Raw genomic sequence first — 14,031 nt, 5'->3', positions numbered from 1 at the left:
GGCTAATGACGCACTCTATATAAATTTGCCATTTTAAAAAACATCATCAAATAAAAGGCCAAAGTAAATAAAAAGGGGAAAATCAATATGAAAAGAAAACTATGGATCAGCTTACTCGTTATTCTAAGTGTTTTTTTCATTGCACTTATTATCGGAGGGAATTATTTCTATAGTGAAAGTGTGAAACGTGGCATCGAGGTGTCCTTGCATAAAGAAGATGAATCAGTAACTGCTTTTGCAGAACAACCAAATCCTCTACTAGATGAAGCAAAAGCCTGGTTTGAGACGAATAAAGAAAGTGCTGAACAGATATCAATTACTTCTTATGATGACCTAAACCTCCACGCTAACTTCTTTAAAAATACAAATTCTACAGGTAAGGCTGTTATTCTAGCCCATGGGTATAGAGGACATAAGGAGCAAATGGGAGATTTAGCACAATATTATTATGAGCAGGGCTTTGACATTCTTATGCCGGATGCTAGGGGGCATGGAGAAAGTGAAGGTGAATATATTGGATATGGGTGGCACGATCGACTTGATTATACCAAGTGGATTGACTGGCTAATTGCCGAACACGAAACAGATCATATTTTTCTACAGGGAAATTCCATGGGAGCTTCCCTTGTTTTAATGACAAGTGGCGAAGAATTACCAGAACAAGTAAAGGGAATTATTGCTGATAGTGGGTACACGAGTGTTTTAGACGAATTAAGTTACCAACTCAAACATTTGTATTCCTTACCATCGTTCCCTATTATGCAGGTGACAAGTGTCATCACAAACGTTCGTGCTGGCTATACATTTGAAGAAGCATCGGCAATAGACCAAGTAAAGAAAAACACAAAACCATTATTATTGGTTCATGGGGATGCTGATGAATTAGTACCTACTGAGATGGCATATGAATTATATGATGCTGCTAGTGGAACGAAAGAATTGTGGATTGTACCAAAAGCAGGTCATACCAAAGCCTATGATGTTGCGACACAAGAGTATCAAGAACGATTAAATGCATTCATCCAGAATACATTAGAGCAGTAATTGTTGCTATACACTTTTCCACATGGAGGAGTGTTTATTTTTTTATCCACCGACAAACTTAAAATGAGTTTCCCGTATTTATATGGAGAGAATAATAAATAGTTATAAAAAATAACTAATAATTTGACATAATCCTACAAAATTCAACATTTTCCATGTACTTTATTAGTTAATAGTGGTAAATTAGAATAAGTTTTTAATTATATAGAGACATCTAGGTGGGGAAACATGAGAAAAATAAGCATGATACTAGGGATCTTCTTTATTTTCAATTGCATTACTATGCAAACTGTCGACGCTGAAGCAGAACTTGAATATTATCCAGATCAAATTACAAGTGAAGCAGCAATTTTGATGGATGCGAATTCTGGGCAGGTACTTTATGAAAAAAGTGCGAGTGTACCATTATATCCGGCTAGTTTAACAAAAATTGCTACTGCTATTTATACGATTGAAAAAGGACAATTAGATGACATTGTTACAGTTAGTCAACGTGCAAGAGATGCCGATGGAACAAGAGTATATCTAGAACCTGGAGAGAAAGTAACCCTTGAAAAGCTAATTCAGGGACTTCTCATTAATTCTGGGAATGATGCTGGAGTTGCGATTGCTGAACATCTAGATGGAAGCGTGGAAAGATTTGCAGAAAATATCAATGATTTTCTAGAGAATACAATTGGTGTTAAGGACACACATTTTGAAAATCCGCACGGCCTATACGATCCAAATCATATAACAACAGCCAAAGATTTAGCCGATATAAGCAGATACGCAATGATAAATGATGTTTTTCGAAAAATTATTGCTACAAAAGAACTTGAGTGGGATGGAGAGTCTTGGGTAACAACGATATTTCATCATCATCGGTTAATGAGAGAGATTCCTTATGATGGCATTACAGGTGGTAAAACAGGTTTCGTAGATGAATCCGGGCACACTTTAATGACAACAGCTGAGCGAGATGAAATTAGTCTAATTGTTATTACATTAAATAGCCCGATTCAATTGGAGGCCTATAATGATACAGTGGCACTTTTAGACTATGGGTTTGAGAATTTTGAAACGACGTCGATCGAAGAAGGTACAACGTTCAAAAATACTGAGGGGGAAACCTTTATTACGGCGGACACGTTATTTTATACGCAGATCGTTGGAGATGTTCCAATCCTTGAAGTGACAGAGGATGGGCACTTATCCATTGATCAAAGCGATGATATGTTGAATATTAGTCTTCCTTTAAAGAAAGAGCAAGTAGAAGAAATGCCTGTTCTGGAAAAACAAACGAGTGAAGAACAAGTTATCACCGACAGTAAAACAAAGACTGTATCTCCACTGTATTGGATTGTTCCATTGATGATCCTCTTAGGCATCGCCATTTTTATATTTAGACGGAAACAATTATATAAGTAATATAAAAAAGGACTCCTCGGAGTTCTTTTTTATTGCTAAAAAAAACTACTGTATGTAAGTAATAAATCAACTTATTGGAGTAATACTAAATAAAAAAGGAAGATTCTTATGTTTGAAGGCGCAGTTTTTTCCGGAGAAATGGATCATGATGCATTTTTGTTAACACAGGTAAAGTCTATTAGTACACAGTCTATTTTATCGAAACATCAATTGAATAATTTGTTCACGTATTTATCGCACAATGCAGAACGAAATGAATCTTGCACGATTACCGTTAATGATCAACTACCTTTGTTATTAAGTAATGAGGATGTGCATGCATTGTTAAAAGATATAACAACGATAATGAACGAGGTGAATCAACCATGAGTAGAAGAAATAAAATACTAGTGCCTGAAGCAAGAGAGGGATTAGATCAACTAAAGGCAAAGATTGCAAAGGTCAATAACGAAAAAGATGCGAAATATGAAATTGCACGAGAGCAGGGAATTGACTTATCAAAAAATTATAATGGCAACATTAGAGCAAAGGACGCTGGGAAAATTGGTGGAACTTTAGGTGGAAGTATGGTAAAAGAAATGATTGAAATGGCAAAAAATAATATGAAAAAATAATAAATAAATCCCCTCTTCATAAAACGAAAAGGGGATTTTAATACTTAGCAATATTGGTTGTAAGCTGTAATTAAGTTGTTTACGATTTCTTCTACTTCATGGCCTTCGATTTCTTCACGTGGAATAAAGTGTAGCACTTGACCATTCTTCATTAATGCCATGGATGGGGAAGAAGGTTCTATGCCATCAAAGAATTCGCGCATTTTTGCTGTTGCCTCGCGATCTTGTCCAGCAAATACTGTAACTAGTTGATCTGGTTTTTTATCTTGTTCTAAGGAAAGTCTTGCAGCTGGTCTTGCTAATCCAGCAGCACAGCCGCAGACAGAGTTTACAACGACCAAAGAAGTTCCTTCCATCGTTGAAACAAATTCATTTACCTCTTCAGGGGTTAGTAATTCAGTAAAACCAGCTCCTGTTAGTTCGTCGCGCATTGGTTTTGAGACTTCCTTCATATATTGTTCATACGGATTCATTGTTATGTCCTCCTCATATACTAATTATTATTTTTACGTGTTGCCTGTGTCATCTGATGCCAAACAGACCCTTTACCAGCTTCGCCACCTTTAATTCGTTCTAAAGCCATATTCACTTGCATGCGAACTTCAAATTCAGGATCATTTACTGCTGCTTCTAGTGCCGGGATGGCAGTTTCATCACCAATTTCGTATAAAAACATGGCCGCACGCCAACGTACAAGTCGATTAGAATCGGAGAGAGATGCAATCATTTCTGGCATAGCTTGTTTAAACCCTAAATCAGAAATACAGTCACCAGCTGTCCGTCTCACGGTTACCGCTTTGTCTTTTAATGCTTTATATAAGTATGGTAACACTTCGGGTCCTTCGATCATTCCAAGGTAAGCAGTCGCCAAACGCCGGATCGACGCTTTTTCATCTTCCAAAGCTTTTGCCAGAAATGGTAGCTTGTCAAAGGATGGTTCCATATGATCAAGTGCTGCATACCTTACCTTCCAGTCTGCATGATGAAATACGGAAAGCGAAATATCATCCATTGTTGTTTGATTTTCTGGAGCTTCGCTATCGTTGTCTAATGCTATTTTTACTAATTGATTCAAACGATCTTGGTCATAACTTGCAGATAGTTCATCTACAATATCATTGCCAATTTCTTCTAGAGGACCATACCTTGGACGTTGCTCAACCCATTTTCTTTCCATGACAAAATTCGGCGAAGCGGCAGATGCCTCCATGGCAGCATCCATGAATATGGCCGGTAAACCAAAACGTTTTTCTTCATTCCCATCATCAAGCTTTACTTGCATTGGGATATTTCGAAACATCTGTATGCGTACTTTTACTTCGCCAAACGCCTCATCAGTAGCTTCTACTTTCCTTTGGTGGATGCTTTCCTGTAAGTTAACTTCTTCTGTACCAAGCGCTTTCCGTACTTCGGGAAGAATAACCTCCCAATCCACTTTCGGATGCCGTTCTAAAGCAATAAAGTCTACCACTTGGTATATTCCTTTCACGCCGTAAATCTGGAATAAAGACTGTATATACATAGGTGCACTGGATAAATCATCACCTTGTTTATAATTCCTTGTTTCGTTGTCTGGTAACAACTCGTTTAAGTTAATCTTCATTGAATGAGGACTTGGTGTTGGTTCAATGGATACAATTTTCAATAGTGCCCCCCCTTTTAGAGTATTACTTAGGAGTGATTTTAACAAAAATAATAGAGATATTCCATTTTGTTGAACTATAATCGTATCAGTCACAAAAAGGAGTGTCACATCTAGAAGTTCCGCCAAGATTATTATCTAGTCTTAAACATCAAGCTTTACTTCCACCCAACCTCTAACACTGTTAATAAACCAGATCCGATCGTAATGCTTTACTTCTTCTTTTTTGATTATTTTCTCTTTTATGACATCATGATCTAATAAATACTGTCTGTATGTTCCTGACAGTAATCCAGATTCGATTGGAGGAGTGAAATATTCTCCATGTAACTCTAATACAATATTCCCAATTGTGAATTCAGTTATTTCATGCTGTTCATTCCATAATAGTGTTGTAAAATATTGATCATCATTGTGTTGCTCATACATGTCGCGATAGGTAGTCTTGTGAAATAGAAACGGATTTTGAAGATCCACCGGTCCGCGTGCAAGGGTACAACTTATTGGTTGCTTTAAATCCTTTACCGGTTGAGCTTCTACTGACATATTCCCGTCCTTTTCAACAAGTAGCCTAGCTTTATATGTTCCTTTTGGATACTGACTTGCAAGATCATCTAATCTTAATTCAACATTTTTTACAGCCAATTCATAACCAAAATAATAAGAAGATCCTACCAGGCGCTTCATGTGATAATCACGCAGTGGATATTCACCATTTTCAAGTCGTAACGACTCTAACAATTGAAATTCCTTCCGTTTTTCCGTAAGTAATTGAGCCTTTGTTAATAGCTCTTCATATTCCCCTGATGCGGTAGAATCCCAAGTCACACCACCGCCAGCACCATATATTGCTTTTTGTGTTAACGTGTCTATTGTAACGGTTCGAATCGGGACGTTGAAAATCGCTTCTCGTTCGGGAGTAATAAACCCGATAGCACCGCAATAAACCTCTCTTGGTGTTTGTTCTAGTTCTGCAATATATTCCATTGTTCTTATTTTTGGTGCTCCAGTAATCGATCCGCATGGAAACAGTGCTTTGAACCAATCTAGGACTGTGGTGTTATTTTGGATTTCTGCTGTAATTGTTGACGTCATTTGATGGACGGTTGGATAAGACTCTATCTCAAATAATTTTGGTACATTAACAGTACCTGGTTTTGCTATTCGTCCGATGTCGTTCCTTAAGAGATCCACAATCATTAGGTTTTCTGCTTGATCTTTTTCAGACTGACTCAATTGATCCTTATATTTTTTATCCTCTTGCAAAAATCTCCCGCGTTTTGCAGTCCCTTTCATAGGTTTAGTAGAAATTCGGTTATGTTCTACATGAAAGAATAATTCTGGAGAAGCTGATAATATCCGGTATCTCCCAATGTTTATGTAAGCACTATAAGAAGATTGTTGATTTCTTGTTAGTTGCCGATAAAAAGAGAAATCATCACCTTGAAATGTAGCTTCTAATCGGGCGGTATAATTCACCTGATACGTATTCCCAACCTCAATCGCATCTTTAATTTTTTGGATACCTTGTTGGTAATCCTCGAAATTTGAGGTTAACTTCCAATCCGATACTTTGTAATCTCTTTCTTGATCCACCTCATTAAACTTGTGTGGCTTTTCAAATATCCCAAACCAAACGAGAGGAAGATTTCCTTTAGGGTGCGTATCATAATGACGGTCAAAAGCTGGTGCAGCCTCATAGGATACAAAGCCAGCTACATAATAACCATCTTGCAATGCTTGTTCTATGTTTGAAAATACAACTTCTACATCTACTAATTGATGTACTTCAAAAATTTGGACAGGTTTAGTGAACAAATATGGAGTTTTTACACCAGTACTATTCATAAATTCAAAGAGAAGATAAGGTTGCTCCACTTTTTTCACCTCGATCATGTTTCCATTTTATAGCCAACTCATAACTATTTTTTATCATAGTAAAACCATTCTCAGTCAAGATAGATTCTGGATGAAATTGTATTGCCTCAATTGGAAAATCCACATGGCGTACGCCCATTATTGCACTGTCTGCAGCAGTTGCACTTACTTTCAGTTGTGAAGGGATATGTGCAGGCGAAGCGACTAATGAATGATAACGGGTAATCTTCGATGGGCTAGACAACTCCTTGAAAACGCCTTGCTGATCATGGTCCATCAAGGTTACTTTTCCATGCATAGGGCTTTTTCCTTTTTCTACCTTACCGCCAAAATAATCGACAATGACTTGGAAGCCAAGGCAGACACCTAAAATCGGTGTGTCTCTGTAGAAATAATCAACAACCTCAGGACAAATGCCGGATTCAGTTGGGTCTCCAGGGCCTGGTGATAATACAATTAGATCTGGTTCTAGTTCTGTTATTTGTTCAACAGATGTATCATCATTACGAAATACAAGTACATCTGAAGTTAATTGTTTAAAGTACTGTACTAAGTTATAAGTAAAGGAATCGTAATTATCTATAATAACGATCATTTTTTAGTCTCCCTTTGTATATCAAATTCACAAGTTCCATTATAACCTGAATGGTTTTGGAAAGCATCTGGATGGCTTGATAAGCGTTAGTATAAACGTTCCAAAGGGATCAAAACAAAACTACCGTTCAACAAACAGACGGTAGTTACAACATTTCATATTTATCTAATAGCTAAGTCGACCCCAATCATTCCAACAATATCTTCTTCCTTAAAAATGGGATAAGAAAGAGAGATACAGATATTTTTTGTCAGAGCAGAAATATATACATCTGATACGTATGCATCTCCTTTCATTGCCTCAATAAACCATGGACGAGCTTTTGCATTTACGAGCCCTGCAGGTGGATTAGAATACACAAACGTACCATCCTTCCGATTAGACCAAACTGCTTCGATATCGGTATGTCGTTCAAAGAACGCATGGAGAACAGATGCGTGATGCTCCTGGTTTAATTGATATAAAGGTTCCTCAGCTAATAATGTTGTGATTTCTTCAGAAATGGCTTGTACAACTGTATCATCAACTTTAATTTGAGTGATATTTTCATCACTCTTAATAATTTCTTGTAATGCATTTGATGTAGTTGTCAATGATTCACTAATGGATAATACTTCTTCACTGCTCATAAATTGTGCATCCATATCCAATGAAACGCTGTCTACATGATCTTTATTTTTTACGGACATGTTAGATATTTCTTCTAATAGAGCAGCGATCTCTTGCACGCTACTTGTTTGTTCGCCAACTGCTTGTGTTGAACTTGAAACCATGGACGTAATGGTTTCAAGATTAGATTTAAAGGAATTTAGCAGTTTGATAACATCTTTTAATTGATTAGAACCGTCTTCTACTTGAACTGTCTCATCATTTACCATGTTCGTCGTGCGTGAAATTTCATCTTGGATCATCTGTAGGTTGCTTCTTGTCTGTGTTACTGCTTCGGAGGTTTGATTTGCGAGATTCCCTACTTCATTAGCGACAACTGCAAAACCTTTCCCTTCTTCTCCAGACCTCGCAGCCTCGATGGTAGCATTTAATGCTAAGATACTGGTTCGTTGGGATATTGCTCCTATTGTATCAATTACTTTATTTATCTCTTGTGAATGTGCTTCTAGTTGATTCATTTGTTTAATAAGTACGTAATGGCTTTTTAAAAGTGTGTCCATTTTGTCGTGAAGCATGTCTAAGGAGCCTAAGGAGTTTATTAATTCTTGGTAAGAAGTTTGACTATTTTCATGAATCTCTTCTGATACATTCGATATCTTTACTGCTGATGATTCAATTGCACTCATTTTATCAGACACCTGTATGGTGTTCTCCATTGTTTTTTCACTATGATTCTTTAACTCTTCTGTTCTATCTTTACTAGAAGTAGAAGTTTCATTTAGTGAAATAGCTGCTAACTTCATTTGTTCTACAATTCCTTTTAATTGATCGGCAGCAACTTGTAATTGACCATTGATATTGGAGTTATCATCCGCTTGGATTTCTGACTTAATATCTCTTATATTCCTTTTTGTCTTTAATAAAAACATGAACAATCCCCCTGTTGTGTAAAGTTAGTTAACATGATTATATCATGAATTGTGAGAATTTTGTCATAATTTCTATTTAGGTATTAAATAGAAAACATGGGGTTGGGTGGGGTGGACAAGTTATGAAAGAATTAATAGATATAATATAAATTTTTGAATACATTTCCTATGTAGTAAAGCAATATAAAAACTGCCCTGAAAGTCAGTGCTTCTAACTTTCTAGGGCAGCTCCTAGCATCATATATTTATTTTAATGCTTCGATAACTTCTTCAATTTTATCAAGTTCAGATTGTAAACCCCCACCACTTAAATACCATAGTGCTCCATCTAAGTAGACGATTTGATCATTTTTGTAAGCAGTAGTTTTCTTAATAATTTCATTTTCCATATCAGCATCAATATTTGATTCACCATTGATCGCAGCAGTGCGGTCGATAACGAATAGTACTTGCGGGTCAAATTCTAATATTGCTTCGAAACCGAAACTAGATCCATGAGATGATGCTTCAATATCTTCTGTTACAGGTTTAAATCCATATACATCATAAAGGTAACCGAAACGTGAATTCGTTGCAAAGCCTGATAAACTTCCTTCATTGTACATTGTAACTAAGCTCGTTTCATGTCCTTCAGCTAATGATTTAACTTCCTCTAAAGCAGTGTCAAATTGTGCTAGATATTCTTCTGCTTCTGTTTCTTTTCCGAACATTTTAGCTGCAATATCTACAGATCCTAAGAACGAATTCCAGTAGTCATCTTGTGTAGTACCAACGAATACGACATTTGGAGTGATTTCTTTCAGTTGATCATAGAATGCTGATTGGCGACCAGAGATAAAAATTACGTCCGGTTCTAAAGCTGCAATATCCTCTAGTAATGGTTCTTTTAAGCTACCAATGTTAGTGTATTGGTCTGATTCATAATCTTTTAAATGAGCTGGTAGTAGGCCGCCACCATTAGCAACCCCTACAATTCCTTCAACACCTAGTGCATCTAGTGTATCTAAGAATCCGAAATCAAACACAACAATGTTTTCTGGTTGTTCTTCAAATTCTACTTCTGCAAAGTTGTAAGTGACATCTTCTCCTGCAACTTCTGTAACAGTAGGTGAAACAGTCATTGGATAAGCGGAATTTTCACCTTCTCCTGCTTCTTCTGAATCAGAACCTTCTCCTTCAGATGTTTCGTTTTGTGCTGTTTGATCTTCTGCAGCAGATGCTTTATCTGCTTCCCCTTCTTCAGCACCACATGCAGCAAGCACTAATGCAAAAACTAATAGTAAAATAGCAATTTGCCATTTTTTCATCATTGTCCCTCTCCTTAGGTATGTATTTTAATAATGATAATCATTATCATTGATAACAATTATCATTGTATAATTGATAATCGTTCTCGTCAACACTTTTTTCCAGTTTTTAAATTTTTTTGTGAAAAAGTAGAAAAAGTAGAGTTTTATGATTAGTTGGGGTTATGATTTGTCCCATAAAAAGAGCCCAAAGAAGGAGCATTTTACACGCTTCTTCTTTGGGCTCTTTAAAACTTAACCATATCATGGTGTATGGGAATTAAAGTACACACAAATGCGACAACCATTTTGTTCTTGAACTGGAATATCCATATCATAAATTTCACGTAAAGCATCTGAATTTATTATCTCATTTGTAGGTCCATTTTTGATAAGTTTACCGTTTTTTAATGCTACAATGTTATCGGAATAGACAGATGCAAAATTGATATCGTGTAACACGATCACAACCGTTTTTCCTAATTCGTTCACAAGTCTACGTAATGTTTTCATAATTTGAACAGAATGTTTCATATCCAGATTGTTTAAAGGCTCGTCAAGTAAGACATAATCGGTATCTTGTGCAATAACCATTGCAATAAAAGCACGTTGCTTTTGTCCGCCGGATAACTCATCTAGAAATTGATCTTGCATGTCGATTAAATTCATATATTCCAATGCTTGATCCACATACTTAAGATCTTCATCATTTAAGCGACCTTTTGAATAAGGATAACGACCAAATGAAACTAATTCACGGACAGTTAAACGAACATTAATAAAGTTTGCTTGTCTTAGAATGGAAACACGTTTGGCGAATTCCGTAGATTTCCACTTTTTCACATTATTTTTATCAAGTAGCACTTCTCCGGTATCTGCATCTAATAATCTACTAACCATAGATAGTAGGGTAGATTTACCGGCACCATTTGGTCCAATGAACGATGTGATGGTGCCATTTTGAATAGAAATAGATACGTCCTCAACGACATTTTTTTTATTAAATTTTTTTGTTAAACCTTTAATTTCTATCATGCAGCAGACCTACTTTCCCTTAGTAATAAGTAAATGAAGTAAATACCACCAACAAAGTTAATGATGACACTAATGGTCGTACGTAACTCTAATATATGCTCTACAATAAATTGACCACCAACTAATGCAACGATACTAAACAAACTAGCGCCGATAATTAACACAGAGTGCCTATATGTTGAAAAAAACTGATAGGATAAATTGGCGACAATCAAACCAAAAAACGTAATAGAACCTACTAATGCAGTAGAAGTAGCAATTAATATGGATGATAAAATGAGAATATTCATCACCATCCGGTCATAGTTAATACCTAGATTCATTGCATTTTCACGTCCGAGTGACATGACATCAAGTTTTTTAATTATAAATGAACCGTAAATAAGCGAAAGTGCCACAATTCCGGTTGCAATATACAACAACTCAGCCTTCACTTTCGAGAAGGAAGCAAATAAAATAGACTGAAGTCCGAGATATTCAACTGGATCAATTAATACTTGCAAGAAAGTTACTAAGCTTCCTAAAAGTGTTCCGATAATCATTCCAATAAGTAATAAAAGGAAAATCGGATATTTATTCGCGCGGAATAGAAAACGATAGAGTAAAAGAGCAAATATGACCATCGCTGCTAATGCAACACCAAAATTTAAATATTTGTTAATAATCCAGATAGACATAGATCCTGCAAAGAAATAAATAACAGTTTGAACGACTTCATACATAGATCCAATTCCCATTACAGAAGGGGTTAAGATTCGGTTTTGTGTAATCGTTTGGAACACAACCGTTGCATAAGAAATTGCAATGCCTGTAACAACCATAGCCGCTACCCGAATCATACGTCTAGGGAAGGCGTAATCAAATCCGCCTTTTATATCATAAAAACCATATAGTAGGACACTAATCACTACTAAAATAAATAATATGAACATTTTTGTCCTATTTCGCATATGCTCTCCCCCTAAATAACATAATTAAGAAGATCGCACTACCGATTACTGCCACGGTGACATTGACTGGGATTTCATACGGGTGAATAATAACTCGACCTATAATGTCACATATTAGCAAGAAAACGATACCTAGGAAAATAGTATGTGGGATAATTTTCCGCAAGTTGTCTCCTAAATATATCGATACAATATTCGGGACAATCAGACCTAAAAATGGAATGACTCCAACAGTTAAGACTACTGTTGTAGCAATAACCGCCACAAGAATAAGTCCGATATTTAACACAAGTTTATAGCTTAATCCTAAATTTTTCGCGAACTCTTCACCCATGCCAGCAACGGTAAATTTATTCGCATACAAATACGCTAATATAATAGCAGGTACACTAACATACAACAATTCATAGCGACCAGATATAATTAATGTGAAACTTCCCATTAACCAAGCAGATATATTTTGGAGAAGATCTGCTTCATAGGCAAAGAATGTTGTAATGGACGATAAAATGTTTCCGTACATTATTCCGATTAACGGTACAAAAATTGCGTCTTTAAATTTGATTTTGTCTAGTATTTGCATAAACACGAAGGTACCAAGTAGCGCAAATGCAAAACTGAAAAGTACTTGTTGTGTGTATGTAACGTTTGTAATAAATAACATAGAAATTAAAATTCCTAGTTTAGCTGCATCAAGGGTACCAGCAGTAGTTGGAGATACAAATTTGTTACGACTTAATGATTGCATGATAAGCCCGGCAATACTCATTCCAGCTCCTGCCAAGATTATTGCTATCAATCGGGGAACACGGCTAACAAAGAAAATATGTGCCTCATCAGAATTTAAATCTAATAAGTTACTAATCTTAATATCGATTGCACCGATAAACAACGATATAAAAGATAGAATGAGAGTAGTAGTAATTAAAATCCACAGTTTCATATGTAATCCTCATTACTTATTGTATTCTCAGAATGTAATTGAAAATGATTATCATTCTAAGTGTGCGTAAATTATAATCAAAGATGAAGTTGATGTCAACAAGCGTTCGACAGTAAAATGGGTGAAAGTGGAAGGTTAATAAATGACAATCTTTACTTTTTTTGATTTTAACAATTTGATCTTAGGAGATGATCATTGGAAAAGTTAGTTTATGGAAGGAGCTGTTGTTTTCTAGTTAATTGAGGATAACGAATATTCTTAATGGATAATTATGAACTTATCATCTATTTTCATGCACTTTTATTTTATATTAATAAAAGCTATATCTTGCATATAGTTTGAAAAAAATATGTTGAAACTTGTCACATATATAGGTATTATGTAGGTATAATAACCTAAATAAATAACACTATATGAGAAAAAGGCAAACTTCCTGAAAAGGTAGGACGCAAAGCTTAGGGTCTAAGGTCGCATTGACTATGATTGCCTAGCTGCCAACATTGCTGCTATATACATCGGCTTTTGGCTATTTCGCTTTTTAGAAATAGTCTTTTTTATTTTCTCATTTAGTAGTAAAGGGGGAAGCAGAACTTGACTACTAATCAATCTTTAACAGCTAATCAAGTTGTAAAGGAGTTTTATAATGGTTTAATTCATTCGGTACATACCGTAATTCCGGTAGAACATGCTGTTGGAAGTCCGAGTATAATAAAAAGTTCCGTAGAGATACCGTTTGGTGTTTCCATTCATTTTACTGGTGATTTAATAGGAGAATTAGTTTTTAAAGCTAACGTCAGATTATTTAGTGACCTTGGAGAAGCAATGTTTGGAATGGCGTTAAGCGAGGAAATGATCGATTCCTTTTCTGGGGAATTGGGAAATATGTTAGCTGGAAGCCTTTCAACTCATCTATCATCTAAGCAGATTAATACGAATATTTCACACCCTGTTGTACAACGAAGTACTTTGATTCCACACGCACAAAGATCGATTCTAACACCCATTACTTTCTCTTCTTTAGGGGATATGGAGATCTTTTTGTTAGTAAATGCTTAATATAGCGCTAATAATTCCCCCTAATAAGTAAACGTATTCA

General features: G+C 35.8%; 14 protein-coding genes and 1 riboswitch. Of the genes, 5 read left to right on the top strand and 9 right to left on the bottom strand.

All coding sequences use genetic code 11. From position 1 onward, the window contains the following. Nucleotides 1-87 precede the first annotated feature (87 nt). From NYQ66_RS09350 to NYQ66_RS09335, 4 genes are all read left to right on the top strand, one after another. Complete coding sequence (locus tag NYQ66_RS09350; protein WP_259869068.1) at nt 88-1,044, top strand: alpha/beta hydrolase; 957 nt, start codon at nt 88-90, stop codon at nt 1,042-1,044. A gap of 228 nt (nt 1,045-1,272) precedes the next feature. Then, the gene (locus tag NYQ66_RS09345; protein ID WP_259869067.1) at nt 1,273-2,454 is read left to right on the top strand and encodes a D-alanyl-D-alanine carboxypeptidase family protein; all 1,182 of its coding nucleotides are present in this window, start codon (nt 1,273-1,275) and stop codon (nt 2,452-2,454) included. Nucleotides 2,455-2,562: 108 nt separating this feature from the next. Next, nucleotides 2,563-2,823: a hypothetical protein gene (locus tag NYQ66_RS09340; protein WP_259869066.1), complete on the top strand. Its 261-nt coding sequence runs from the start codon at nt 2,563-2,565 to the stop codon at nt 2,821-2,823. Then, entirely contained in the window at nt 2,820-3,068 is a 249-nt protein-coding gene (locus NYQ66_RS09335) for an alpha/beta-type small acid-soluble spore protein (protein WP_259869065.1), read from the top strand. The genes NYQ66_RS09340 and NYQ66_RS09335 overlap by 4 nt, the downstream gene beginning before the upstream one ends. A 44-nt stretch (nt 3,069-3,112) precedes the next feature. Here NYQ66_RS09335 and NYQ66_RS09330 read toward each other — a convergent pair whose 3' ends face one another. From NYQ66_RS09330 to NYQ66_RS09290, 9 genes are all read right to left on the bottom strand, one after another. Continuing rightward, nucleotides 3,113-3,541 carry a BrxA/BrxB family bacilliredoxin gene (locus NYQ66_RS09330; RefSeq protein ID WP_259869064.1) on the bottom strand — a complete coding sequence of 143 codons (429 nt, stop codon included), beginning with the start codon at nt 3,539-3,541 and terminating at the stop codon, nt 3,113-3,115. A 20-nt stretch (nt 3,542-3,561) separates the two neighbouring features. Continuing rightward, the gene (locus tag NYQ66_RS09325) at nt 3,562-4,713 is read right to left on the bottom strand and encodes a conserved virulence factor C family protein (protein ID WP_259869063.1); all 1,152 of its coding nucleotides are present in this window, start codon (nt 4,711-4,713) and stop codon (nt 3,562-3,564) included. A 141-nt stretch (nt 4,714-4,854) separates the two neighbouring features. Then, nucleotides 4,855-6,588, bottom strand: coding sequence for an aminodeoxychorismate synthase component I (gene pabB, locus NYQ66_RS09320; protein WP_259869062.1), 1,734 nt, complete (start codon nt 6,586-6,588; stop codon nt 4,855-4,857). Continuing rightward, entirely contained in the window at nt 6,563-7,183 is a 621-nt protein-coding gene (locus tag NYQ66_RS09315) for an anthranilate synthase component II (RefSeq protein ID WP_259869060.1), read from the bottom strand. The genes pabB and NYQ66_RS09315 overlap by 26 nt, the downstream gene beginning before the upstream one ends. A gap of 161 nt (nt 7,184-7,344) precedes the next feature. Continuing rightward, nucleotides 7,345-8,721 (bottom strand): methyl-accepting chemotaxis protein, encoded by a 1,377-nt coding sequence (locus tag NYQ66_RS09310; protein ID WP_259869059.1) that lies wholly within the window; start codon nt 8,719-8,721, stop codon nt 7,345-7,347. 245 nt (nt 8,722-8,966) lie between these two features. Continuing rightward, entirely contained in the window at nt 8,967-10,028 is a 1,062-nt protein-coding gene (locus NYQ66_RS09305; protein WP_259869058.1) for a siderophore ABC transporter substrate-binding protein, read from the bottom strand. A 243-nt stretch (nt 10,029-10,271) separates the two neighbouring features. After that, on the bottom strand, nt 10,272-11,042 hold the full coding sequence (locus NYQ66_RS09300; RefSeq protein ID WP_259869057.1) for an iron ABC transporter ATP-binding protein: 771 nt from the start codon (nt 11,040-11,042) through the stop codon (nt 10,272-10,274). After that, a complete protein-coding gene (locus tag NYQ66_RS09295) occupies nt 11,039-11,992 on the bottom strand; it encodes an iron chelate uptake ABC transporter family permease subunit (protein ID WP_259869056.1) in 954 nt (317 codons plus the stop codon). Before NYQ66_RS09295 ends, NYQ66_RS09300 begins: the two co-directional genes overlap by 4 nt. Further along, entirely contained in the window at nt 11,982-12,935 is a 954-nt protein-coding gene (locus tag NYQ66_RS09290) for an ABC transporter permease (protein ID WP_259869055.1), read from the bottom strand. Before NYQ66_RS09290 ends, NYQ66_RS09295 begins: the two co-directional genes overlap by 11 nt. Before the next feature lie 413 nt (nt 12,936-13,348). After that, a riboswitch (cyclic di-GMP riboswitch) is annotated at nt 13,349-13,434 on the top strand. Between the two features lie 92 nt (nt 13,435-13,526). Between NYQ66_RS09290 and NYQ66_RS09285 the strand changes: the two genes are divergently transcribed. Continuing rightward, nucleotides 13,527-13,991: a chemotaxis protein CheX gene (locus NYQ66_RS09285; RefSeq protein WP_259869054.1), complete on the top strand. Its 465-nt coding sequence runs from the start codon at nt 13,527-13,529 to the stop codon at nt 13,989-13,991. The last annotated feature ends 40 nt before the right edge of the window (nt 13,992-14,031 follow it).

Source organism: Aquibacillus koreensis, assembly GCF_025154055.1.
GTDB lineage: Bacteria > Bacillota > Bacilli > Bacillales > Amphibacillaceae > Aquibacillus_C > Aquibacillus_C koreensis.
Note: the sequence above shows the minus strand (reverse complement) of the source record. Positions and strands in the feature narration are given on the sequence as shown.